Genomic DNA, 22,141 nt, shown 5'->3' on the forward strand with positions numbered 1-22,141 from the left:
CCGGCAGCGGCTGCAAGCCGTAGTATATTCCAGGGCGCGGGCCCATTAGAATTTCAGACGCAGCTCCAACTCCGCCGAGCGCGGTCCGCCGGTCTGGAACAGCGGTGTCAGCCCGGAGTTGGGGGTGCCGCCGCCAAACATCAGGTTCTGCATCGACGCCGAGCGCCCGAAGAGCGGGCTGGCCAGGTACCGCACCGGATCCGCGAACGCCGGCCGGTTCGCCACATTGAAGATCGACACAGCCAGGTCCAGCGACCACCGTCCGGAGAAGCGGAACTCGCGCCGCGCCGACGCATCGATCTGCAGCACTCCGCCCCCCGGGATGGCATTGCGGCCCAGCGAGCCTTGCTGCGACTGCGAAGGCATCCCAAACGCGCCCGGGTTCAGCCTCCTGCCGCCTGGAGCCGAGCCGTCCTGCAACCAGATCGGAGCCCCGAATACCAGGTCGGGCCGCCCCAGGTTGCCGGGCGACACACCCACCCCTCCATCCATGGTCGCGACATCGATGGGAAACCCCGTATGCGCCCGCACGACCGTGTTCAGCCGCCAGCCTGCGAACGGCCGCCGCAGCGCCTCCCGCATCGCACGTCCCGGCACTTCATAGGTCAGGCCAAACGACAACGCATGGCGCACGTCGAAGCTCGACGACCCGCGTTCCTCCGCTCTGGCCGCATCGGGCCGTGCCAGCAGCACCGCCGAATCCTGCGAGCCGTCGTCGATGGAGTGGGACCATGTATAAGCGGCCAGGCCGAACAGGCCCGGCAAGATCCGCCCACTGTAGCGAGTCTGCAGCGAATGGTAGTTCGACCGCCCCTCCGTCCTGGCGAGGATGTACCAGAACAGCCCGCTATCCGGCGCGATGCCCGCCTCCCTGTGCAGCAGGTTGCGGCCGGAGGATCCGACATAGGCCACTGAGGCTGTGCCCCCGGTTACCTGCTTCTCCAGCGAGGCCTTCCATTGCGTCGTTCGCGGCAGCCGCAACGGGCTGAGCGGCTCCACCTGGAGTGGGCTGTCCTTGAAAGCAACAGCACTGCCTCTTGGGATGGACTTGGTCTGTGCACCCACACTTCCAAACTGCCAACTGTTGAACGGCGCGCCGTTGAACGGATTGATGGCCGACCCCAACCCCGCGTCGTAATAGATGCCCGCACCCGCGCGCAGGACCACCGCCCCGGGCGCCTGCCACGCCACGCCCACGCGCGGAGCAAACTGCGTGTAGCTGGGCTTCCAGATCCACTGGTCCAGCCATCCGCTTCTGAAGTTCGTCAGCCCTCCGCCGGGATCCCCATTCCACAGGCCCGAAATCACGTGATTCGTGGCCGAATTGAGGGGCGGCGTGCCCAGCCACCGGATGCCGTACACCAGGCTCACGCGCTCCCCCAGCCGTACCGTATCCTGCGCAAAGAGCGAGAGCGTGTGCATCGGCCTGCTGCCGCGCGGCAGCTTCGTCACGGTGACCGCCAGCGGCTCCCTGTTCAATATCGAATCCACACTGGCGCTGGAGAGGGCGATGGCGTCGATCGCCCGGTCGCGCGAGGGTGACAGCCGCACGAAATCCGCGCCCGCGGAAAACTGGTGCCCGCGCATCGTTTTCGAGACCGAATCCACCACCTGCCACTGTGTCTGCGAGGCCGTCGCGCCGCGTCCCGACACCAGTTGCCCCACTCCGCCGATGGCGAACCCGAGGATCGAGGATTCGCTCTCGATGGGCAATCCCAGCAGGGAGCGGATCTCTCCGGGCACGAGGATCGCCAGGTCCACTGGAGCGCCCAGCGACGCATCGGCGCCCCAGTCCGAGCTGAACACTGAGCGTGAGAAGTTGAATCGCGCATCGTGGATGAGCCCGCTACGCCCAGCCACCGTGGCGCCCAGGGTGATGCTGCGCCAGCCATACCGGCCGGAACTGGTGCTGAGCTGCCGTGCTTCGGAGGACGAGGGCGTGTTGCTGAAGCGCGCAAACAGCATCGCGGCGGACCCCAGCGCGTGGTCGATCCGCAGGCTCTGCGCCGCCACCGTGGCGCGCCGTTCGAGTTCCAGCGTACTCATCGCCAGGCCCGCTCCGAACTCAGGCTTCATGGGCAGCGGAAATGCCCAAAGCGCCGCCTTGAGCAGTTCGGGGGCCGACGCGCGGGCGTCCCAGGAGGGAACCACCGTGGTCTGCATCGCCGTATCCGTCATCGACAGCCGGCTGGCGGAGGCGAAGAAGAACGTGCGGTCCCGCCGGATGGGCCCGCCCAGCGCCGCGCCGAAATCGTAGTACGACGGCCGGGGGAAGGGCACACCCAATGAATTCGCAAACCAGTCGCGGGCGCTCCAGCCGTTGTCCCTCATATGGGAATATGCTTCGCCGTGAAGCGCATTCGTGCCGGGACGCGTCCGCACCACGACATCGGCGCCCGGCCGCTCACCGGAGGCAGCCAGGAAGTCCGGAGTCCGCAGTTCCACCTCCTCCAGTTCCTCGGCCTGGCCGAGGCTTTGGATACTGCCAATCGCGGTCATCGCCGGCAGCGAAGCGCCCGGGGCGGCGCCCGGCAGGCTGCTGCCTCCGATGCCGTTGTTCACGCTGACCCCATCCACCCGCACCACGTTTGTGTTGGGCCGCTGGCCGTTGGCGCTGAACTGCCCTCCGTCGCTGCTCGCCGCGGCCGTCTGCACGATGCCCGGCAACAGGTCGAAGGCGGCCCGCAGGTCCCGGCCGTTCACCGGCAGGTCAGCGCCCGGCCCGCCGCGATGCATCATCAGGCCCGCTCCCGGAGCGGCGCTCAACTCGCCCGCATTGCTCTCGATGCGAATCTCTTCGTGCTGGCCCACCACCTCCAGGACGAAATCGATCCGCTCCAGGTGGCCTTGCCGGATCGCCACATCCAGCCGCGCCACCGTATGGAATCCCGGCTTCGAGGCGGTGACCTTGTAGCGGCCGTCGGGCAGGCCCGCGACGTGGAAGCTGCCGTCCGGCGCGGTCTCAGTGAAGCGCATCGCCCCGGTCTCATCGTGCTGAACGCGGATCCGGGCACGTTGCAGGATCGCGCCCGAAACATCCATGACAGAGCCCTGGATCTGCCCCGGCCACTGCGCCGCCAGCGCCAGCGGCAGCAGCGCCAGAACCAGCAGGCTAGCGCCGCGCATTCGAGTCCAAGGCGATCGCCCTGCGCAGGTCCTGCAGGTCGGGCCGCAGCGCGCGGATCGTCCGCTCGCCTTCAGTCTGGCTATACGAACCAGCAAATAGCAGGCTCAGGTCCCGGTTGAGCCGCCGTGCCGCGGTCATCATCCGCACCTGGCGCGTGTCGTGCAATTCAATGCCATCGCCCACGAGCGGTCCCAGCAGAGTCTCCATCCGCCCGGCTAACCTCCTCAAGGCCGCGTAGTGTTGTTCCCGCAGCGATCGCAACAGGCGCTGGTCCGCATCGGGCAGTTCCGTCTCCCTTGGGACTGGAATCCACTGCGACAGCACTTCCAGCGCATGGGCGCGCGCCAGGCTTTCACCGCTGGCCTCCAGTACTTCTTCCGTGACGCTCTGTAGTTTGAGTGGGCCGCCCAGCCGTTCCTCGAGCAAGGCCACAATCGGTCGCGGCCGCTGGTCCGAGACCTGCGTGGAAGAATCCGATGGACTGCCGCCGGCGCGCGCGCCGCCCTGTCCCTGGAGCCGCAACTCCACTCTCGACAGTCCCGCCAACTCACTCTCTACTCGACGCTGTACCGACTCGCTCAAGCCATTCGAGCTGACGATCAGCTTTCGCCCCTGGTCATCCTTGCTCAACTCCAGCGGTTCTCCCACATCGGCTCCGGCGCGATTCAAGGCGGCCAGTATGTGCAGCGCATCCTCCGGCCGCAACTCCCTGGTCTCGTCTTCGCGCGCAGTCGGTGGAGCGAGCCTGGGCGCCGGGGCTGGCCGCGCCGGTGGAGTCGCCGGCTCCGCGGTCTCACTGATCTCGACGCTGCCCAGGTTCCCGAATTCAAAGGAGCCCGCTACCGGCCGCAGATCGCCGGCCCGCAAGGTGAGGGAAGCCGTTCGCAGCGAACTCGCGTCCGTCTCGGTCCGTACGATGTAGGTTTGATCCCGTGCCGCCGGCCCGCCTTTCACCAGTACCGCATCGTGGCGCCGGGCCAGCTGTCCACGCCACGAGAGGTAGGCCTTCGCGCTCAGGGGCTCGCCCCAATCGTAGCGGGCGTTGACGAACATCGTCCGCACGCGCCCGTCGTCGTAGCCGGAATTGGCGGCATCCAGGAGCACGGCAGGCCGGATCACGGCCCCACCAAATGCGTTCACACGGACATTGCGTCTGGCGGACTGCGGAGCGTGCGCGGCCCGCGCCAACACCTCATCGACAGTCCTCTCCGTTCCTGCGGTCTGCCGGAACAGGATCACACCCAGGACGACACTCGCCGCCAGCGCCAACACGCCAGCCGTACCCCAGCGGAGTGTCCGCTGCCTGGCCAGTTCCTGGTCCACGGCGTCCAGCCGCGGGGCCAGATCAGACCACATCACGGGGGTGGCTCGCACTGCCTGCTGCTCGAAATCATGGAATGCGCTAGAAGCCGCGCGGAGGCCCGCCAGCCGTGCCCCGCACACCGCGCACTCCTGTGTATGCGCCCGCACGACCCGCGCTTCCGGATCGCCCAGTTCGCCATCCAGGAACCCCAGCAGCTGGTCTTCCTCTACGTGTACCGACATCCGGCTACTCATTGAGCGCCCTCCGCAGCTTGCAAAGTCCACGCCGCAGGAACTCGCTGACGGTGGAACTGCTAATCCCTATGGCCTCCGCAATTTCGCGATACCGGAGCCCCGCCGCCCGCAGATGCAGGCACTCTTTCTGTTGTGGTGAGAGCAACGCCACCGCTTCATTCAAGCGCGACATACGCTGGCGCTCGATCAGGGATTCTTCGGGGTTCTTGCCGCCGGCCTGAATAGTCCGGTCGAGATCAGGATCGATGGCAAGAAACGCCGATTCACGCGCCCGCGCCTTCAGCGCCAGATTCCTCGCCACGCGGAACAGCCAGGGCCGCACAGCCAGAATCTCCTGGCCCTTGGACAGTGCCCGGTAGAGACAGACGAAAGCCTCCTGCGTCAGATCCTCCGCCTGGCTCGCCGGCAGCCGGAAGCACAGGAGATAGAGGTGCAGATCGGTGCGTGTCTCCTCATAAATCCGCTCCACCTGGCTGCGCAGATTCACGCCGGCCACGAGTCGGACGCTCCCTGCCTGCGGCTCGGCGCTGCTCCGCTCATCCGGCACCGTCTGCAATCGCAACTGCACACCGCTACGGTCTGGAAATCTCACTTTTCCCTACGGCGCCGGAGAATATTTTCGCGGTGTAGGGAAATCCCGGGCACCACCGACCATGTAGACGACATGCGATTCCTATTCCTGTTTCTCCTGCTTCCGGCCGCGGCCTGGTGCCAGGTCGCAACCTTCGGTGTCAAAGGCGGAGTTCTGTTCGGGCAGCCGGCGGACGACTTCGGCCATCTCAAAATCCACTCCGAACACTGGACGGTCGGCCCCACCGTCGAGTTTCATCTGCCCGCCCGGTTCAGCCTGGAACTCGGCGCTCTTTACACCGGTTACAACACAAAGTACGACACAAATTTCTCGTTTTTGTCGCCAGTGCCTTTGCTCAATTTTCGACTGGAAGGCCATGGCGACACCAGAGCCTGGGACTTCCCGGCCGCCATCAAGTACCGGTTCCACTCACAGGGCTTCACTCCCTTTGTGCTGGGTGGCGTCAACTACCGGCGTGAGAGCTCCGACGTTCGCGTCACGTGCACTGCCGACGACGGTAGTAGCTGCGGCGCGAGTATCACCTACCTCGCGAACTACAGCACCAGCCAGGATCGCATCGGCCCCACGTTTGGCGGCGGCCTGGAGTGGCGCTTCGGCCGGCTGCGCGCCGCGCCGGAGTTCCGCTATACACACCTGAACCGCACCGGAGCCAACCAGTACAACCTCCTGTTCGGCCTGTCCTTCTGACCCGCGGAACCGTCAAACGGAGCCGCGCGCTATCGCCATTCCTCTACCCTGCCATTCAACTCAAAACCACAAGGAGACAACACGTATGAAAACCCCCACGGTAACCCGTGCCCTCTTCGCCCTCGCCGCCGCACTCATGCTCTGCCCGGCCGGCGCCTCAGCCGCTGAGAATACGGTGCTGGAGCGCTACACGTTCTCCATCGCCCAAGCCGGAGCGAAGGACCAATCCTCGGGCGGGGAAGTCCGCTTCCGCGACCGTTTCTTCGGCAACGGTACGGCCACCAGCCGGCTGAACCTGTTGGAAGAGAGCAGTTCCTCCGACCGCACCAACCGGCCGCTGATGCTGTCCCTGAATGTGGACCGGCAAGTGGGAGAAGGCGAGATCGTCTTTGCGCTGCTCGTCTTCCGGGTGGAAGTCGTAGGCCGCGACCTCGACGGCAACATCGTCTTCCAGCGCGAGTTCCCGGGCTTCCAGTTCGGTGACAGCGCCTCCGGCCATTGGCATGAGCGCATGGGCGGGCTCCCCACCAACCTCGCCCAACTCACGGTGACTTACTTCGGCAATTACGAATAGGAGCAGGGCCGCCCTCTCCACTCGCTCCGTTCCTGTTGCACGTGTAAACAACCAACCCATCGCTCGATGGCCTGTCGATTCCCTCCCGCATGGATCGACGCACAGTTGAGTACGGAATACCGAAGCAGGAGCGGAGCGAGCAATGAAGACTACGTGGAGAACCACGATTTGCGCCGCCGCCCGGACCTCCCCAACGGGACCGGCGCTGAATGACTTCCGCGAGAACCTCATGACCTACCAGCGGCTTGTCCACTCCCGGCTTCATATAGGAGAACTGAAAATGAAATCCCATCACCATTGGACCGCTGCTGCCCGCCTGGGGCTGCGCGGCGCGGCCCTCATGCTGCTGACTTTGAGCGTCCTTCCGGCCGCCGACGGCCTGAGTAATTCCGACCGGCAGGCCGGCATCGCGCAGTTGGAACGAACCCGCCAAGGCGTCATCGCCGCTACGAAGGGTCTGTCTGAGGCCCAGTGGAAGTTTAAGGCGGGCCCGGAGCGCTGGTCTGTCGCCGAGACGCTCGAACACATCGCGCTCTCCGAGGATTTCTTCCTCGACATGATCTCGAAGAAGATCATGCAGGCGCCCGCGGGTAAGCCCGATCGGGACTTCCAGGCCACCGACAAACTGGTGCTGCAGCAGATCGCCGACCGCTCTCACAAAGCCCAGGCGCCCGGTCCGCTGTCCCCCACCGGGCGCTGGTCGCCGCAGGAGACCCTGGACCATTTCCTGAAGACCCGGGCCCGCACCGAGGACTTCCTCAAGTCCACCGGGGGTCTGCGCGATCACGTGGCCGACTCCCCCCTCGGGCAACCTCTCGACGCCTACCAGTGGCTACTCTTCTCTTCGGCTCATAGCGAAAGGCACACCGCGCAGATGTTGGAAGTGAAGGCGGATCCCGGTTTTCCGGCGAAGTAGCCACACTCCCGGGGCCGATGGTTTGAACGGAAGAATTCCAGGAGGAAGCATGCAAACCCAAAGACAAAAAGAACACGAATGGCTCCACCAGTTGATTGGAGAGTGGCAGTTTGACGCGGAGGCGTCGATGAAGCCGGGGCAGCCGCCCGACCACTCCAAAGGCACTGAGGTGGTGCGATCCCTGGGCGGACTCTGGATCCTGGCCGAAGGCGAAGGCGACATGCCCGGCTGCGGACCAGCCACGTCCCTCATGACGCTCGGCTTCGACACACGGACCAATCGGTTCACCGGCACCTGGATCGGGTCGATGATGACCCATCTCTGGCTCTACGACGGCGAACTGAACCTGGTGGGCAATACTTTGACCCTCGACAGCCAGGGCCCGGCCATGAAGGACCTGACGCAGTTGGGCCGCTACCGCGACGTGATCGAGATCGTCAACGACGGCCATCGCACGCTCACCTCCCACTTCCTGGACGACGACGGGCTCTGGCGGGCCTTCATGCTGGCCAACTACCGCCGGACCAGGTAGTCGTTGCGCGGCGATCCTCCTCATTCCCTCGGGGGCTCGCCGCATTTTTCCTTCCCCCCTCGCCCTCCGCCGTGGCTTCACCGCCTGACATCGCCAAGCGATTTGGAGTTTACATCGAATCGCTGAAGCCGACTTGACAGTCGTTTCAAACGATCGTATGATTCAAACAGTCGTATGAATCAAGCGATTGAAACGGTTGACCAGGGAAACCGGGTCCAGGACACCAAGGAACGGATCCTGGACGCCGCTGAACGGCTCTTCGCGGAAAACGGCTTTGCCACCACCTCCCTCCGGCAGATCACCGCCGAAGCTCAGGTGAACCTGGCTGCGGTGAACTATCACTTCCAAAACAAGGAATCCCTGATTCGCGCGGTCCTGCACCGCCGCATCGGTCCCATCAATCAGCGGCGGTTCGACCTGATGGATGCGCTCGAGTTCGCGGCCGGTGAAAGCGGGCCCATGGTTCTCGAAGATGTCCTGCGCGCCTTCCTGCTGCCCGTGCTGGAGGCCCGGACATCCTGCCCCGAAATGCGGCACTGGCCGCGCCTGCTCGGGCGTCTCTATACGGAGCTGCACGGCTCACTGATGGAGCTGTTCCAGCGTGAAATGGCGCCCGCCGCCCAGCGGTTCACCGCCGCCATTAACCGCGCTGAACCCACGCTGAGTCCGGAAGGGCTGGCCTGGGGTCTCCACTTCGGCATCGGCTCCATGGCCCACTTCCTGGCGGCCGGCGAACTGTTGAAATTCATCTCTCGCGGCATAGTTGACCCCGACGACCACATGGAAGCTCTCAAGCATCTGGTGGCCTACATGGCCGGCGGCCTGCGCGCACTGCGAACTGAAAACAAGGAGGCTGCGCAATGAGCGCACCGCGTCTCGTCCTGTTGGTTGGATTGGCGGCCTGGACCTGTGTCGCGCAGGAGCAGAAAGCTCTGTCGTTGAGCCTGGGTAAGGCCGTCGAAATCGCCACGGCTCCCGATGGAGCCACCCGTGTCCGTCTCGCCGCGGAACAGATCAAAGCCGCCGATGCCCGGCGGGCCCGCGCGCTGGGCCTGCTGCGGCCCACCGTCGACGGCAGCTATACGTTCCGTAGCTTCACCAACAATCTGCAGGCCATGGGCATCAGCTTCCCATCGATCCCCGGTTTCCAGATCCCCACCCTGGTGGGCCCCATCGAAACCAGCGACTACCGCGTCTCGGCCACGCAGAGCCTCTTCGACCTGCCTTCCATTAAGCGTTATCAGTCCTCCAAGGCGCAGGTCTCTGCCGCGCGGGCCGATAACGAGGCCCAGGTGAACCAGACCAAAGGCACGGTGGCCAAGGCCTATCTGAACGCCCTGCGCGCCGATGCCGCCTGGAATACCGCCCAGGCCAACGTCGCGCTGGCCGAGCGCCTGGTCAAACAGGCCCAGTCCCAGAAGACGGCCGGCACCGGCACGGGCATCGACATCACCCGCACCGAGGTCTCGCTGGCCAACGAGCGCCAGCGCCTGATCGTCGCACAGGAAGACCGCGAAACCGCGCGCCTGAACCTGCTGCGGGCCATGGGCGTGAACCTCGACGTCGCCCTCGATCTCACTGATCCGATGACTTACGTGCCCGCCGAGGTGCCCGAACCCGCCAAGGCCGTCACCGCCGCGCGCGAGCTGCGCCCCGAGCTCAAGGCCCAGGCCGAGCGCGAACGCTCAGCCAAACTCAGCTACGACGCCATGAAGTACGAGCAGCTCCCGCGCGTCTCAGCCTTCGGGGATTACGGAGTCCTGGGCCGCGCCACCGAGATGCTGCTGCCCACGCGCTCCGCCGGACTCTCGATGAAGCTGCCCATCTTCGGCGTGAACCGCAAGGATCCCGAACGGGCCGAATCCGCCTCGCTGCTTCGCCAGGAAGGGATCAAAACGCATGACACCGCGCAGCAGGTGGAACTCGAGATCCGTGTCGCCGTCACGGCCCTGAAATCGGCCGAGAGCCAGGTGGCGGTGGCGATGGAAGCCCTCACCCAGTCGGAGAAGGAGCTTGCTCAGGCGGAGCGCCGCTACGAGGCGGGGGTCGCTATCGGCGTCGAGGTCACCGACGCCCAGGCGCGCGTCGCCAGGTCTCGCGAGAACAACGTGGCCGCAGTATTCAAACAGAAGTCCGCGCGCATCGATCTGGGCGTCGCGGTAGGCAACATCGATCTGATGCTGCAGTGAGATTTCCGGGAGAAGATGAACGTGGATAAGAAGAAAGTAATCATCCCTGTGATCCTGGTGGTGGCGGCCGGCGGCGCCCTGGCGTGGCGGGCAACCCATCCGGGAGAGGATCCCAACGTAATCAGGATTAGCGGCAACATCGAGTTGACGCAGGTCGACCTGTCGTTCAAGATGCCTGGCCGGATGGTGGAGCTGAACGTCGACGAAGGCGACACGGTGAAGCCGGGCCAGGTCGTGGCGCGCACCGACACCAACGAGCTGAAGCAGCAGTTGAACCGCGAGATGGCCGGCGTCGATTCCGCCCAGAGCGCGCTGACCCAGCTCCACACGTCCATCCAGTTCCAGAAGGCCAGCATCGAGGGCGACGTGGCCCTCAAACGCGCCGACCTCGCCGCCGCCGAGGCCCGCCTGCAGGAGATGCTCAACGGCAGCCGGCCCCAGGAACTGGAGTCCGCCCGCGCGGCCATGGCCGAGGCCCTGACGCAGAATCAGCAGGCCCAGCTCGACTGGCAGCGCGCGCAAACCCTCTATAAGAACGACGACATCTCCACCGCCCAGCGCGACCAGTTTAAGACCAAGGCGGAAGCCACGGCCGCCGCGCTGAAACGCGCGCAGGAGCAGTTGGGCATGGTCCAGGAAGGCCCCAGGAAAGAGCAGATCGAGCAGCAGAGGGCCCAGGTCGCCCGTGCCCGGGCTGCTGTCCAACTGTCCGAGGCCAATCGCATTGACCTCAAGCGCCGCGAAGAGGAAGTCGGCATGCGGCAGGCCGAGATCCAGCGCGCCAAGTCGCAGACCGGCGTCCTCGACGTGCAGATGAACGACCGCATCCTGGTCGCGCCCGTCGGCGGAGTCGTGCTCTCCAAATCGGCCGAGATGGGCGAGATCCTGGCGGCCGGCGCCACGGTGGTAACGCTAGGCGACGTTGACAAGCCGTGGGTTCGCGGCTACGTCAGCGAGAGCGACCTCGGCCGCGTCAAGCTCGGCATGCCCGCCGTGGTGAAGACCGATTCGTTCAAAGGCAAGGAGTACAAGGGCAAGGTCACCTTCATCTCCGCCGAAGCGGAATTCACCCCCAAGCAGATCCAGACCACGGAAGAACGCCAGAAGCTCGTCTACCGCATCAAAATCGAAGTCGAAAACCCCAATCACGAGTTGAAGTTGAACATGCCCGTGGACGCGGAAATCGTCCTCGGCCGCTAGTGCCCACGTCCATGATTCGCATCGACAAAGTAACGCGACGGTTCGGTCCGCTCGAAGCCGTGAAGGACCTCAGCCTGGACATCGCCGAAGGCGAAATCTTCGGGCTGGTCGGGCCGGACGGCGCGGGCAAAACCACCACCCTGCGCATGCTCGTCGGCCTGATGGATCCCACCCAGGGCAGCCTCTCCGTGGCCGGCCTCGACGTGGGTAAAAACCTCGATGCCGTGAAGGACCAGATCGGCTACATGGCGCAGAAGTTCGGCCTGTATGGCGATCTCACCGTGGAAGAGAACATGTTCTTCTACAGCGACCTCTTCGGCATCGACCACGCGGAACGCGATCGCATGATGGCCGAGTTCCTGGACATGACCCGCATGACGCCGTTCCGCCAACGGCCCGCGGCCAAGCTCAGCGGCGGCATGAAGCAGAAGCTGGCCCTCATGTGCACGCTGCTGCACCGGCCCCGAGTCCTCTTCCTCGACGAGCCCACCAACGGTGTCGATCCCCTCTCTCGCCGCGACTTCTGGGAGATTCTGTACCGCCTCGCGTCGGAAGGCATGACGATCCTCGTCTCCACCGCCTACCTCGACGAAGCCGAGCGCTGCAGCCGCGTGGGCCTCATGCACAAGGGCCGGCTCATCCGTTGCGACAAACCCGCCATTTTGAAACAGCAACTCGCGCCGCAGTGTTTCCGGGCGGAATCGGCTGACCTGCGCGCCGCCCGCGGCCGCCTCCAGAACACCCCCGGAGTGCTGGGTGCCGAGCCCGCCGGCGCAGCCCTGCACGTCTATCTCGAGGCCGGCACCGCAGCCGCCGATGTGGAGCGCGCGGCCGGCGATGTCCGCCTGAACCCGCTGGATCCGGCTCTCGAAGACGTCTTCATCGCCCTCATCCGCACGGAGGAACGCCATGCAGCCGCATAACGGTTCCACTGTCATCGTCGAGAACCTCGTCAAGCGCTTTGGCGACTTCGTTGCCGTCGACAATGTGACCCTCAGCGTCTCCAAGGGCGAGATCTTCGGCTTCCTCGGCCCCAACGGCGCCGGCAAGTCCACCACCATCCGTATCCTCTGCGGCCTGCTGGGCCCCACCTCCGGCCGCGCCGAAGTCTATGGCTTCGACGTCGCGAAAGAGCCCGAGCGCGTCAAAAAGTCCATCGGCTACATGTCGCAGAAGTTCTCCCTCTACGACGACCTCACCGTAGGCGAGAACATCGACTTCTTCAGCGGCGTCTACGGCGTCCCCAAGGACAAACGGGCCGAACGCAAGGCATACGTCCTCAAAATGGCCGGCATCGAGGGCGAAGTCGCCCGGATGACCCGCCAACTCGCCGGAGGCTGGAAGCAGCGCCTGGCGCTAGGTTGCGCCATCCTGCATGAGCCGCCCGTGGTCTTTCTCGACGAGCCTACCTCCGGCGTCGACCCCATCGCTCGCCGCCAGTTCTGGGACCTCATCTACGACATGGCTGCCGGCGGCACCACCGTCTTCGTCTCCACGCACTACATGGACGAGGCCGAGTACTGCCATCGCCTGGCGCTGATGTATCGCGGCCGCATGATCGAACTCGGCACCCCGGCCGAGTTGAAACAGAACGAAGGCGAGGGAGCCACAATGGACTCGGTCTTCATTGCCAGCATTGAACGCGAGGAGGCTCGGGAGCAATGAACTGGCGCCGCTTCTACGCGATCTTCCATAAGGAAGCCCTGCACATCCTGCGCGACTGGCGCAGCCTCATGATGGCCCTGGCTGTCCCGCTGATGCTGTTGCTGCTGTTCGGCTATGCGCTGACGCTCGACGTCGATCAGATTCCGACGGTCGTCTACGACCAGGACCAGACCCCGCAAAGCCGTGAGGTGGTGCAGCGCCTTCGCGGCTCGCGTTACTTCAAGATCGTCGAATCGCAGGGCGACTACCGCAAGATTGTCGACCGCATCGACAAGAGCACCGCCCTCATGGGCATCGTGATCCCCAATCGCTTCGCGCACAAGATCGAGGCCAACGAAGAGGCCCAGATCCAGATCCTGGTGGACGGCAGCGACTCGAACACCGCCGGCATCGGCGCCGGCTACGCCGAAGCGTTGATCATGGCGTACGCCCAGGAACTGCGCGAGGCGCGCATGATCCGCCAGGGCATGAGCCGCCCGAAGTTCCCCATCGATGCCCGTGTGCGCGTCCTCTATAACAATGAGATGAAGTCGCGGAACTTCATTGTGCCCGGCCTCATCGCTGTCATCCTCATGATCATCGCGGCTCTGCTGACGTCGCTCACAGTGGCCCGCGAATGGGAGAACGGGACCATGGAGCAGTTGCTTTCCACGCCCGTGCGGCCCACGGAACTGCTGCTGGGCAAGCTGTGTGCCTACTTTGTCCTGGGGATGTTCGACATGGCCATCGCCCTCTTTGTCGCCGTGGGCATCTTCGCCGTCCCCCTGCGCGGCAGCACCCTGCTGCTGGTCTCGTCCTCGGCGCTCTTCCTCTTCGGCGCTCTGTGCTGGGGCATCTTCCTGTCCACCGTCACGCGCTCACAGTTGCTGGCCTATCAGCTCTCGCTGCTCAGCAGCTTCCTGCCGGCCTTCCTGCTGAGCGGCTTCATCTATGCGATCGAGAACATGCCCACCGTCATCCAGCAGTTCACACGCATCGTACCGGCTCGCTACTTTGTCTCCATTCTGCAAGGCGTGTTCCTGAAAGGCATCGGACTCTCGGTGCTCTGGAGCGACATGCTGTTTCTGCTCATTTACGGCGGACTGATCTTTTCACTGGCTGCGCGCAAGATGCGGCAGAAGATGGCCTAGGAGGGCGATGGCAATGTGGGAACGTGTACTGGAAATCATCCGTAAGGAGTTTCGCCAGACGCTGCGCGAACCGCGTATGCGCGGCATCCTCATCGGGCCGCCCCTGCTCCAGATGATCATCTTCGGCTTCGCCGTGAACCTCGATGTCGAGCACGTCCGGCTGGGCTGGATGGACCTCGACAAATCGGTCGAAAGCTTCGAGCTGCGCAAGCGCTTCGACGGCAACCGCACCTTTACCATCACCGCCGAGGCAGGCAGCGAACAGGCCGCCCAGGACCTGCTGGACCGCGGCAAGGTGCAGTGCCTCGTGCGCATCCCCACCCGCTTCGGAGCCGATGTGCTCGCCGGACGCCAGGCCGAAGTGCAGATCCTGCTCGACGGTTCGAACTCGAACACAGCTTCGATCATCTCGAACTACGCCAACGGCATCATCGCCACCCGCAACCAGCAACTGCTGCGCGAGCAGCAGATCAAGAAACTGGTGGGCCGCACACAGAATGGACCCGTCCTGCTGCGCATCCCGGGCATTCGAGTGGAGCGGCGCATCTGGTTCAACGAGGAGTTGCGCAGCCGCAACTACTTCGTCCCCGGCGTGGTCGTGAACATCATCATGCTCGTGACACTGATGCTCACCTCACTCTCCATCGTGCGCGAGAAGGAGATCGGCACGATGGAGCAGATCATGGTGACGCCCATCCGGCCCATTGAGCTGATGCTGGGCAAGACCATCCCCTTCGCCATCATCGGCTTCTTTGACCTGATCCTGGTGGTGACCATCGCCCTCACCATCTTCCACGTCCCTTTCCGGGGCAGCTTCCTGACCCTCGCCGGCGCGAGCGCCCTGTTCCTGCTGTCCACCCTCGGGGCCGGCCTCTTCATGAGTACGATCTCCGACACACAGCAGCAGGCCATGATGGCCTCGTTCTTCTTCTTCCAGCCGGCCTTCATGCTGAGCGGCTTCACGTTCCCCATCCGCAACATGCCGCTGCCGGTGCAGTGGATCACCTACCTCAATCCCCTGCGCTACTTCATGGACATCGTGCGCGGCGTCTTCCTGAAAGGCAGCGGAGTCTCGGTCCTATGGCCGCAGATGTGCCTGCTGGCCCTCTTCGGAGTCACCATCCTGACGCTCAGCGCCCTGCGCTTCCACAAGCGGCTGGACTGACAGACCCGTAAGCGAGCGGGTGAGCAGTCAATACTCCCCAACCGTTCGGAAGGAAGGTTGTCTGCCCGAAAAGGAAAAGGCCCGCGCACGCCATTGGGCGCCGCGGGCCTTTTCGTCTTCGCTCTGCTGCCAGCTAGAACTGGAACCGCAGGTTGAACTGAATCACGCGGGACAGCCCGCGCTGGCTGGTTACCCGGCCAAAGTTGCTGCTCGTCGGATCCAGGTTCGGACCGCTGAAGTTGGAGTGATTCGTCGCGTTCAGCAGGTCCACAGAGAGGCGGGCGCTCATGCCCCGCTCCGGCTTGATCGGGAACACGCGCTCCACCTTGGCGTCGATGTTGAAGATGCCATCGGCACGGATCGCATCCAGGCGGATGGGGAACACCCGCTCGTGATAGCTGCCGGGCTGGGCGGAGGAACGGCCCTCAAAGCCGACGAAGCCGCTGGGCGGAGCACTGGTTGAGGTGGTCCAGGCCAGGGACTTGTCAAACCACTGCAGATAGTCCTTGCTGTGCACTTCGTCGTGTTTGAAAAGGGATTCCAACTGGTTCTGGTCGCCGTAGAAGAAACGGTTCCCCCAGTCGCCCGTGGCCGGACCGCTTTGGATCTGCAGCACGCCGGAGACATTCCAGTTGCCAATCAGGTAGGCCAGAGGGCCGTTCTTGACGAAGCTGCGGCCTTTGCCGAAAGGCATCTCGTACACACCGGTCCAGGCGATGCGGTGCGGCAGAACGTTGTTGTTCGGACGCTCCGTCGGCAGCAGGTCGTACTCGTTGGCGTACCAGTCGCGAACCTTTGAGGTGGCGTAGGTATACATGAAGCTGGTCTGGAAGCCCTTCGTGAAGCGGCGCTCCACCATCAACTCCAGGTCATGATATTTCGTATAGCCCGTGCGCAGGCTCTGGCCCGGCAGGTTCATGCCGCGCAGAATGCCATACTGGCCGCCGTCGCGCAGCAGTCGGTTCCGGCCGATGACCGAACTCGTGAAGAACGAGTTGCCGCTCATCCAGCGGTATAGATCCGGGTTGGACGACTGGACTGCGCCGAGGTTCTTGACCGCCCAGGGGTTAGCTACGTTCGCGTTCAGGGCATTGTCGTTGGCTTGGTCGCGAACCATACCCTTCGTCCAATACTCGCTGGGGAGGTAGTTCAGGCGGCGCTGGATCGGCTGGGTTGCATAGCCGCCGTTGTAGGAGACATCCACCATCAGGTTGTGGAAGACTTCGCGCTGGAAGCCGAAGCGCCACCGGTGCTGGAGGGCGGGCTTATAGTCCCAGGGCAGCGTATTGGTGTCCTGGTTGAAGCGCGCCAAACCAGCCAGCGTCGACCGGAACGGTTCGTCAAAGCGGGTGTTACCGCTGGCCGGGCGGACCGGGAAGGGATCGTTCATTGGAGTGCGGCCGGTCGCCAGCCCATCAATGGTGCCGACGCCGCAGCAGAAGGTGAGGCCCGCGTCGTTGCTGATCGGGGTGCTGGTGGCCTGGTTGAAACCATCCGTGTACGGACGGTCGTTGGAGACATTCAGCGTATCGGCATAGACGCCCCAACCGGCGCGGATGACGGTCTTGTTGTTCAGGCTGTACACGATGCCGGCCTTGGGCAGGAAGTTATGGACACCCTTTGTGGCGGTGTCATATCCGCCCGTGCCGAGATATGGCGTGTAGCCGTTCGCCGAGAACTGGCTTGCCGGCAGGCCGGCGATCGGCGCGGCCGCGTAGGCAGCTTCCACTGCCGACGTGATCGCGCTGGGGCCGTCCACGTAAGCCGCGGAAATGCCGCGGTTGAAGCGCTCGCTGGTGCCGCCTTCGCGCTCATAGCGCAACCCCAGGGAGATGCGCAGCTTATTGCTCAGGCGCCAGTCGTCCTGGAAGAACAGAGCGCGCCGGGGCGTCCGCCAATAGGCCGAATCGTTTGTGTCGATCGACATGCCAGAAGGCAGGCCCATCATGAACGCCGCCCAATCACGGGCATGGTTTACGCTGACGTTGTCCACGTTGGTGGCCTTGGTCCAGCCATTGCTGCGGAAGTCAAAGTAGCCGGTGCTGCTGCCCGGGCCGCTGGACGCATACAGGTTGCGGCGCTCCTGCCAGCCGTACTTGAAGGAATGGTTGCCACGGATGGTCGTCATCGTCGCGCGGAACTCCAAGGTGTTGCTCTTGTCAGTGATGGCCGGATAGCCGCCGCCGACGTCGGAGATGGTGTCGAAATCCAGGCGCGGAAGCTGTGTGTTGCTGCCGGCGCGCTGGTCGATGTAGGCCGGGAGCCCCACCTGTGCGGCCGTGATCTTGGTGCGCGTCGTGTTGCGGCTGCCCTCCTCGAAACGGGAGATGCCGAAGTTGGTGTCCAGGATGTTGGTGGAGTTGATCGTCCACAGGTAGCCGACATTGCCGCCGCGGTTGATGCGGGTGAGGCCGTTGGAGTGCAGGCCGCGGGCCGTCTCGTAGGTCCAGTCGTATTCGTCGGCCAGGCGGTCGTTCCACTGCCAGCGGAAGTTCACCCTGTGGTTCTGGCTCACCGCCCAGTCATAGCGGTTGACGATGGAATTGAACTTCTCGTCCTTCGGCATCGCCGTGGCCAGGTAGTTGTTGGTCAACTCGGCGGTGACCAGGCCCGGAATGTTGTTCGGATTCGGATAAAGCTTCGAGTAGTAGGCGTAGGCGGGGTTCAGGATCGGAACGCCCTTGTTGCCGGGGAATGGAGAGCGTACCACGGTGTTGCCCTGCAGTTGCGCGGAACGCGGATCGTAGATAGTGAAGCGGTTGGCGCCATTGGGAATCCCCAGGAAGTAGGAAAAGTCGCCCTGCTTCATGGCCTCGCTGGGCACGGTGCGGTTCACTTCCGAGGTCGTCTCCGCTTTCGACTGACGGATTCCGTTCCAGGTCAGGGTCCAGAACACCTTGTCCTTGCCGTTGAAGATCTTGGGCAGGAAGACCGGCCCGGAGGCCGATACGCCGTAGTTGTTGGAGCGGCCGGTGGCCTGCTTCTGCCGTTTGCTCGGGTCAATCGTTCCGGTGCGGACGCCTGCGTCGAATGGTTCACGGGTGAAGAAAGGCGTCGCATTCCAGCGCTGTTGCCAGTGCTGGTCGAAGACGGCGCCATGCAGGGAGTTGGTGCCCGACTTCGAACTGACGTTGATGGCGGCGCCCGAGGTGAACCCCTGGCTGGCATCGAAATTGGACGTTTCCAGTTTGAATTCGCCCACAGCATCAGCCGGCGGTGTGAAGCCCACCCGGCGGCCGGTGCCGGTGACGCTCATGCCGTCCATCGTGTACTCGTTCTGGCCCACGCCGCCCATCGTGTTGAACGACGAGGTGCCGCCGTTGTCGAACGGCCGGCGGTACTCGGGCTGCCCGGTCCACTGCATGCCCGGCGCGAGGGCCGATAGCGCGAACGGATTCAGGTCGGAAAAGGGAAGATTGATGAGCTGCTGCTGGTCAAGAACACGGCCGCCGCTGGCCGAAGTGGTTTCGAGCAGCGGAGCATCGGCCGTCACTTCCACGGTCTCGGCCACCGCACCCACTTCCAGCGTGAGATTGATCTCGAGGCGGGCGCTCACATTTACTGTTATGCCAGTACGGTTGAGACGCTTGAAGCCATTCGATTCCACTTTCACCGAGTAAGTGGACGGTTCAAGGAAGTTTGCTTCGTAGTATCCGGTTTCGTTGGTGACGACGCGTCGGGACTCGTTCGTCTGGGTGTTGGTCACTGTGACGACGGCACTGGGGATGATCCCGCCTTGGGGATCGCTGATTCTTCCAGTGATGGCGCCACGAGCTTCCTGAGCTTGCAGAGACAAAGAACAGAGGGCGAGAACGGACGCCGCGGCAAGGAGCTTGAACGACATAGTCAAAAGACCTCCCTTTACGAGTGGGAACCTCCCGGTTCCGAAACTTGAAAGATTAGATCAGACTTCCGATAGGTAGTCAAGATAGCTACTGTAGATAGGTTTTGGAGGATGCATACAGCGACAAAGGGGTTTGAGATCTCAATAGCTGATGGCCGGCTCTGTCTTCGCGCTGACTTTTGACTCATTATCGTTCACTTGAAAGTCAGGTATTGCGAAGCAAGGTGGACCCTCCGACGGCCTGGAGCCGGAACAACATACAATGGCTGAATCCAGGAGTCTCGCATGACCAAACTACTGCTCTCCGCCTCCCTGCTGGCTGCCGCGGTCCTCGCCCAGCAATCGCCCAACGCGCTACACCCCGCCATGAAGAAGATTGCCGCGGAGGTCTCGGAAGACCGGATCACCAGCACGCTCAGGAAGTTGGAGAGCTTTGGTACGCGCGACACCAATGGCGTGATCGAGACGCCCGGGCATGGCGTCAAGGCGGCCCGCGAGTGGATTGCGGCCCAGTTCAAGAGCTACAGTCCGCGGCTCGAGGTCCGGTTTGATCCGCATGCGGTGAAGAAGAGCGCCCGCATAGTAAAGGATACGGATGTCGTCAATGTCGTGGCCGTCCTCAAGGGCAAGACGCAGCCGGACGTGGAAGTGCTGGTCGGCGCGCACTATGACTCGATGAACATGATCTTCAAGTCAGGTACACCGCGCGTGTTTGACGCGGACGCCACCGCCTCCGCGTCCGTCGCACCGGGCGTGTCGGACAACGGCAGCGGGACCGCCCTGGTGCTGGAACTGGCCCGGGTGATGAGCCAATACGAGTTCGACAAGACGATCGTCTTCGTGGCCTTCGCGGGTGAGGAGCAGGGACTTCTAGGCGCCGGCGGCTATGCCGAAACCGCTGAGAAGTCGAAGGAGAAGCTGGAGGCCGTGATCAATGTGGACGTGATTGGCAACGATGTCACGGGCAACGGCATCCAGGCGGGCGGCCGGGTGAACGTCTACTCCGGCGATCCAATGGACTCCAGTTCGCGTTCGCTGGCCCGCTACATGCGCGAAGTGGCCGAGCGGTATCAACCCGACCTGCGCATCAACACGGTTTTCCGCCAGGACCGCTTCGGCCGCGGCGGCGACCACACGCCGTTCCTGACGCACGGCTTCGCCGCCGTGCGTGTGACCACTCCAACGGAGCAACTCGAGTTCCAGCACAACGAGAAGGACACGTTCGACCGCGTCTCGGTGCCGTACATTGCGTCGGTCACCCGCAGTGTGGGAGTTTCGCTGGGTTCGCTGGCCATGGCGCCCAAGCCGCCGTCGGTCTCGCCGCTGGGCCGGGGCGACGGTCGCTATGACGCGGTGATGAAGTGGAAGAACGAAGACTTGGAGCCCGATCTGGCCGGCTACTCCGTGGTGATGAGGTCGACCACCGCCCCGTTCTGGGAACGGGAGATTTACGTCGGCAAGACTGAGCAGTTCACCCTCAAGAATGTGTCGATCGACGAGGTGGTGCTGGGTGTGCGCGCCATCGACACGGAGGGCTTCGCGAGCCTGGTGACGGCCTGGACGCTGCCCGTGAGGAGGAATTTCACCGGCGCGCCGGGCGCCCCTGCCGCGACCCCTGCTCCGTAATTTGGGCGATCCCCCGGAAACCGTCCAAGCCGGCGACTTGAGTCCAGGCGAGTCCTGGGGCACAATTGCGAGACATGGCGGAGATCCTCTTTGGTATCGGACTACTGGTCTTCCTGTCGCTGTCGTTCACGGCGATCTTCAAGCGCACTTTGGTGCCCGACGTTCTGCTGCTGATCCTGTTGGGCATTCTACTCGGCCCCGCCGTCCTGGGCTGGGTGAAGCCGGAGGACTTCGGCAAGATTGGCGGCGTGATGAGCACCATCGCGCTGGTGGTGATCCTGTTCGAGAGCGGCACCACCCTGGATATCGACCTGTTGGCCAAGATGCTGAAGACCACGCTGAGCCTGGCGGTTTCCACCTTTGCCTGCACGGTGCTGATCATCGCGGCGACGGCGTACTGGGGCCTCCACCTGGAGGCGCGAACGAGCTTCCTGCTGGGCTTGATCCTCTCCAGCATCTCGCCTGCGGTGGTGATTCCCATCGCCAAGTCACTGAAGATGCGGGAGCCGGCCATGACGGTGCTGATTCTGGAGAGCGGACTGACGGACGTTCTGTCGATCGTCATGGTGTTCAGCATCATGGAGAGCCCGGCGGGGGTGTTTCAAGCGCCGAAGATGCTGGGCACGGTGCTGTCCAGCCTGGTGTTCGCGGGGGTGATCGGCATGGCTGGCGGGCTGGCCTGGGCCGCGGTGCTCAACACGGTACGGCAGTTCCCGAACACCTCGTTCGCGGTGTTTGCCTGGGTGTTCATCCTGTACGGCATCGCTGACATGATGGGCTTCAGCGGAGCGATCGCGGCACTGGCGTTCGGCGCTTCCATGGTGAACTACCACCGGTTGCCGCTGCACAACGTGAAGATCTTCCAGCAGCACGAGTTCGGTTCGCTGAATTCGGCCGATATGGAGTTCTATCACGAGGTGATCTTCCTGCTGAAGACGTTCTTTTTCGTCTACCTGGGCCTGTCGATCAAGTTCGACAATCCGATGTATCTCTTGATTGTGCTGGGTGTCGTGGTGGTGGTTTACCTGGTGCGGCTGGGGATTGTGATGAAAGTGATGCGGGGCGTGAGTCCGGGCTGGGAGGAGAGCTACGAACTCTCGGTGATGGCGCCGAAAGGGCTGGCGGCGGCGGTGCTGGCGAGTGTCCCGCTGGAGCGCGGCATGGCGGGCGGCGAGGTAATCCGGAGCTTCTCTTACTTCGTGGTGCTGGTGAGCATTGTGCTGACGGCGGGCCTGATTCCGCTGATGCGCCGTCCAGCAGTGGGACAGGCGGCGCGCAGGCTCTACGGGTTTGAAGAAACGGAACTGGAAGCGGCGCCCCAGCCGGAGTGAAGGGCG

Annotated in this window: 17 protein-coding genes; 13 read left to right on the forward strand and 4 right to left on the reverse strand. The window is 63.8% G+C overall.

The features are described 5' to 3' along the window. Positions 1–45: 45 nt before the first annotated feature. The 3 genes from IRI77_RS27630 to IRI77_RS27640 are packed head-to-tail and all read right to left on the reverse strand — an operon-like array spanning position 46 to position 5,276. Positions 46–3,126 carry a TonB-dependent receptor gene (locus tag IRI77_RS27630; protein ID WP_194448210.1) on the reverse strand — a complete coding sequence of 1,027 codons (3,081 nt, stop codon included), beginning with the start codon at positions 3,124–3,126 and terminating at the stop codon, positions 46–48. Beyond that, positions 3,113–4,672, reverse strand: coding sequence for an anti-sigma factor family protein (locus tag IRI77_RS27635; protein ID WP_194448211.1), 1,560 nt, complete (start codon positions 4,670–4,672; stop codon positions 3,113–3,115). Before IRI77_RS27635 ends, IRI77_RS27630 begins: the two co-directional genes overlap by 14 nt. Positions 4,673–4,676: 4 nt before the next feature. Beyond that, a complete protein-coding gene (locus IRI77_RS27640; RefSeq protein WP_194448212.1) occupies positions 4,677–5,276 on the reverse strand; it encodes an RNA polymerase sigma factor in 600 nt (199 codons plus the stop codon). A gap of 72 nt (positions 5,277–5,348) precedes the next feature. Here IRI77_RS27640 and IRI77_RS27645 point away from each other — a divergent pair, with 72 nt between their 5' ends. The 11 genes from IRI77_RS27645 to IRI77_RS27695 all read left to right on the forward strand — a co-directional run bounded on the left by IRI77_RS27645 (position 5,349) and on the right by IRI77_RS27695 (position 15,334). Then, positions 5,349–5,963, forward strand: coding sequence for an outer membrane protein (locus IRI77_RS27645; protein ID WP_194448213.1), 615 nt, complete (start codon positions 5,349–5,351; stop codon positions 5,961–5,963). A gap of 85 nt (positions 5,964–6,048) precedes the next feature. Beyond that, on the forward strand, positions 6,049–6,537 hold the full coding sequence (locus tag IRI77_RS27650; RefSeq protein ID WP_194448214.1) for a hypothetical protein: 489 nt from the start codon (positions 6,049–6,051) through the stop codon (positions 6,535–6,537). Positions 6,538–6,817: 280 nt separating this feature from the next. After that, entirely contained in the window at positions 6,818–7,453 is a 636-nt protein-coding gene (locus IRI77_RS27655; RefSeq protein WP_194448215.1) for a DinB family protein, read from the forward strand. Positions 7,454–7,502: 49 nt separating this feature from the next. Next, positions 7,503–7,985, forward strand: a complete 483-nt coding sequence (locus IRI77_RS27660) for a DUF1579 domain-containing protein (RefSeq protein ID WP_194448216.1) — start codon at positions 7,503–7,505, stop codon at positions 7,983–7,985. A 174-nt stretch (positions 7,986–8,159) separates the two neighbouring features. Beyond that, entirely contained in the window at positions 8,160–8,849 is a 690-nt protein-coding gene (locus tag IRI77_RS27665) for a TetR/AcrR family transcriptional regulator (protein ID WP_194448217.1), read from the forward strand. Beyond that, a complete protein-coding gene (locus IRI77_RS27670; RefSeq protein WP_194448218.1) occupies positions 8,846–10,174 on the forward strand; it encodes a TolC family protein in 1,329 nt (442 codons plus the stop codon). Before IRI77_RS27665 ends, IRI77_RS27670 begins: the two co-directional genes overlap by 4 nt. 21 nt (positions 10,175–10,195) lie before the next feature. Further along, entirely contained in the window at positions 10,196–11,374 is a 1,179-nt protein-coding gene (locus IRI77_RS27675; RefSeq protein WP_194448219.1) for an HlyD family efflux transporter periplasmic adaptor subunit, read from the forward strand. A gap of 11 nt (positions 11,375–11,385) precedes the next feature. Further along, a complete protein-coding gene (locus IRI77_RS27680) occupies positions 11,386–12,297 on the forward strand; it encodes an ABC transporter ATP-binding protein (RefSeq protein ID WP_194448220.1) in 912 nt (303 codons plus the stop codon). Beyond that, complete coding sequence (locus tag IRI77_RS27685; protein WP_194448221.1) at positions 12,284–13,039, forward strand: ABC transporter ATP-binding protein; 756 nt, start codon at positions 12,284–12,286, stop codon at positions 13,037–13,039. The genes IRI77_RS27680 and IRI77_RS27685 overlap by 14 nt, the downstream gene beginning before the upstream one ends. Beyond that, positions 13,036–14,169, forward strand: coding sequence for an ABC transporter permease (locus IRI77_RS27690; protein WP_194448222.1), 1,134 nt, complete (start codon positions 13,036–13,038; stop codon positions 14,167–14,169). The genes IRI77_RS27685 and IRI77_RS27690 overlap by 4 nt, the downstream gene beginning before the upstream one ends. A 13-nt stretch (positions 14,170–14,182) precedes the next feature. Beyond that, positions 14,183–15,334: an ABC transporter permease gene (locus tag IRI77_RS27695; RefSeq protein WP_194448223.1), complete on the forward strand. Its 1,152-nt coding sequence runs from the start codon at positions 14,183–14,185 to the stop codon at positions 15,332–15,334. Positions 15,335–15,467: 133 nt separating this feature from the next. Here the strand turns inward: IRI77_RS27695 and IRI77_RS27700 are convergent, their stop codons facing one another. Next, positions 15,468–19,178, reverse strand: a complete 3,711-nt coding sequence (locus IRI77_RS27700) for a TonB-dependent receptor (protein WP_194448224.1) — start codon at positions 19,176–19,178, stop codon at positions 15,468–15,470. Between the two features lie 285 nt (positions 19,179–19,463). On the opposite strand from IRI77_RS27700, the gene IRI77_RS27705 reads away from it, so the two are divergent. Both IRI77_RS27705 and IRI77_RS27710 read left to right on the forward strand, forming a co-directional pair. After that, the gene (locus IRI77_RS27705) at positions 19,464–20,804 is read left to right on the forward strand and encodes a M20/M25/M40 family metallo-hydrolase (RefSeq protein ID WP_194448225.1); all 1,341 of its coding nucleotides are present in this window, start codon (positions 19,464–19,466) and stop codon (positions 20,802–20,804) included. Between the two features lie 74 nt (positions 20,805–20,878). Then, complete coding sequence (locus IRI77_RS27710) at positions 20,879–22,135, forward strand: cation:proton antiporter domain-containing protein (RefSeq protein WP_194448226.1); 1,257 nt, start codon at positions 20,879–20,881, stop codon at positions 22,133–22,135. Positions 22,136–22,141: the final 6 nt, after the last annotated feature.

Source organism: Paludibaculum fermentans (assembly GCF_015277775.1).
Lineage (GTDB): Bacteria > Acidobacteriota > Terriglobia > Bryobacterales > Bryobacteraceae > Paludibaculum > Paludibaculum fermentans.

Coding starts and splice junctions, on each gene's coding strand:
- IRI77_RS27650 (WP_194448214.1), top strand. CDS start 6,049: ATGAAAACCCCCACGGTAACCCGTGCCCTCTTCGCCCTCGCCGCCGCA.
- IRI77_RS27645 (WP_194448213.1), top strand. CDS start 5,349: ATGCGATTCCTATTCCTGTTTCTCCTGCTTCCGGCCGCGGCCTGGTGC.
- IRI77_RS27710 (WP_194448226.1), top strand. CDS start 20,879: ATGGCGGAGATCCTCTTTGGTATCGGACTACTGGTCTTCCTGTCGCTG.
- IRI77_RS27670 (WP_194448218.1), top strand. CDS start 8,846: ATGAGCGCACCGCGTCTCGTCCTGTTGGTTGGATTGGCGGCCTGGACC.
- IRI77_RS27655 (WP_194448215.1), top strand. CDS start 6,818: ATGAAATCCCATCACCATTGGACCGCTGCTGCCCGCCTGGGGCTGCGC.
- IRI77_RS27685 (WP_194448221.1), top strand. CDS start 12,284: ATGCAGCCGCATAACGGTTCCACTGTCATCGTCGAGAACCTCGTCAAG.
- IRI77_RS27705 (WP_194448225.1), top strand. CDS start 19,464: ATGACCAAACTACTGCTCTCCGCCTCCCTGCTGGCTGCCGCGGTCCTC.
- IRI77_RS27665 (WP_194448217.1), top strand. CDS start 8,160: ATGAATCAAGCGATTGAAACGGTTGACCAGGGAAACCGGGTCCAGGAC.
- IRI77_RS27635 (WP_194448211.1), bottom strand. CDS start 4,672: ATGTCGGTACACGTAGAGGAAGACCAGCTGCTGGGGTTCCTGGATGGC.
- IRI77_RS27660 (WP_194448216.1), top strand. CDS start 7,503: ATGCAAACCCAAAGACAAAAAGAACACGAATGGCTCCACCAGTTGATT.
- IRI77_RS27700 (WP_194448224.1), bottom strand. CDS start 19,178: ATGTCGTTCAAGCTCCTTGCCGCGGCGTCCGTTCTCGCCCTCTGTTCT.
- IRI77_RS27690 (WP_194448222.1), top strand. CDS start 13,036: ATGAACTGGCGCCGCTTCTACGCGATCTTCCATAAGGAAGCCCTGCAC.
- IRI77_RS27680 (WP_194448220.1), top strand. CDS start 11,386: ATGATTCGCATCGACAAAGTAACGCGACGGTTCGGTCCGCTCGAAGCC.
- IRI77_RS27630 (WP_194448210.1), bottom strand. CDS start 3,126: ATGCGCGGCGCTAGCCTGCTGGTTCTGGCGCTGCTGCCGCTGGCGCTG.
- IRI77_RS27695 (WP_194448223.1), top strand. CDS start 14,183: ATGTGGGAACGTGTACTGGAAATCATCCGTAAGGAGTTTCGCCAGACG.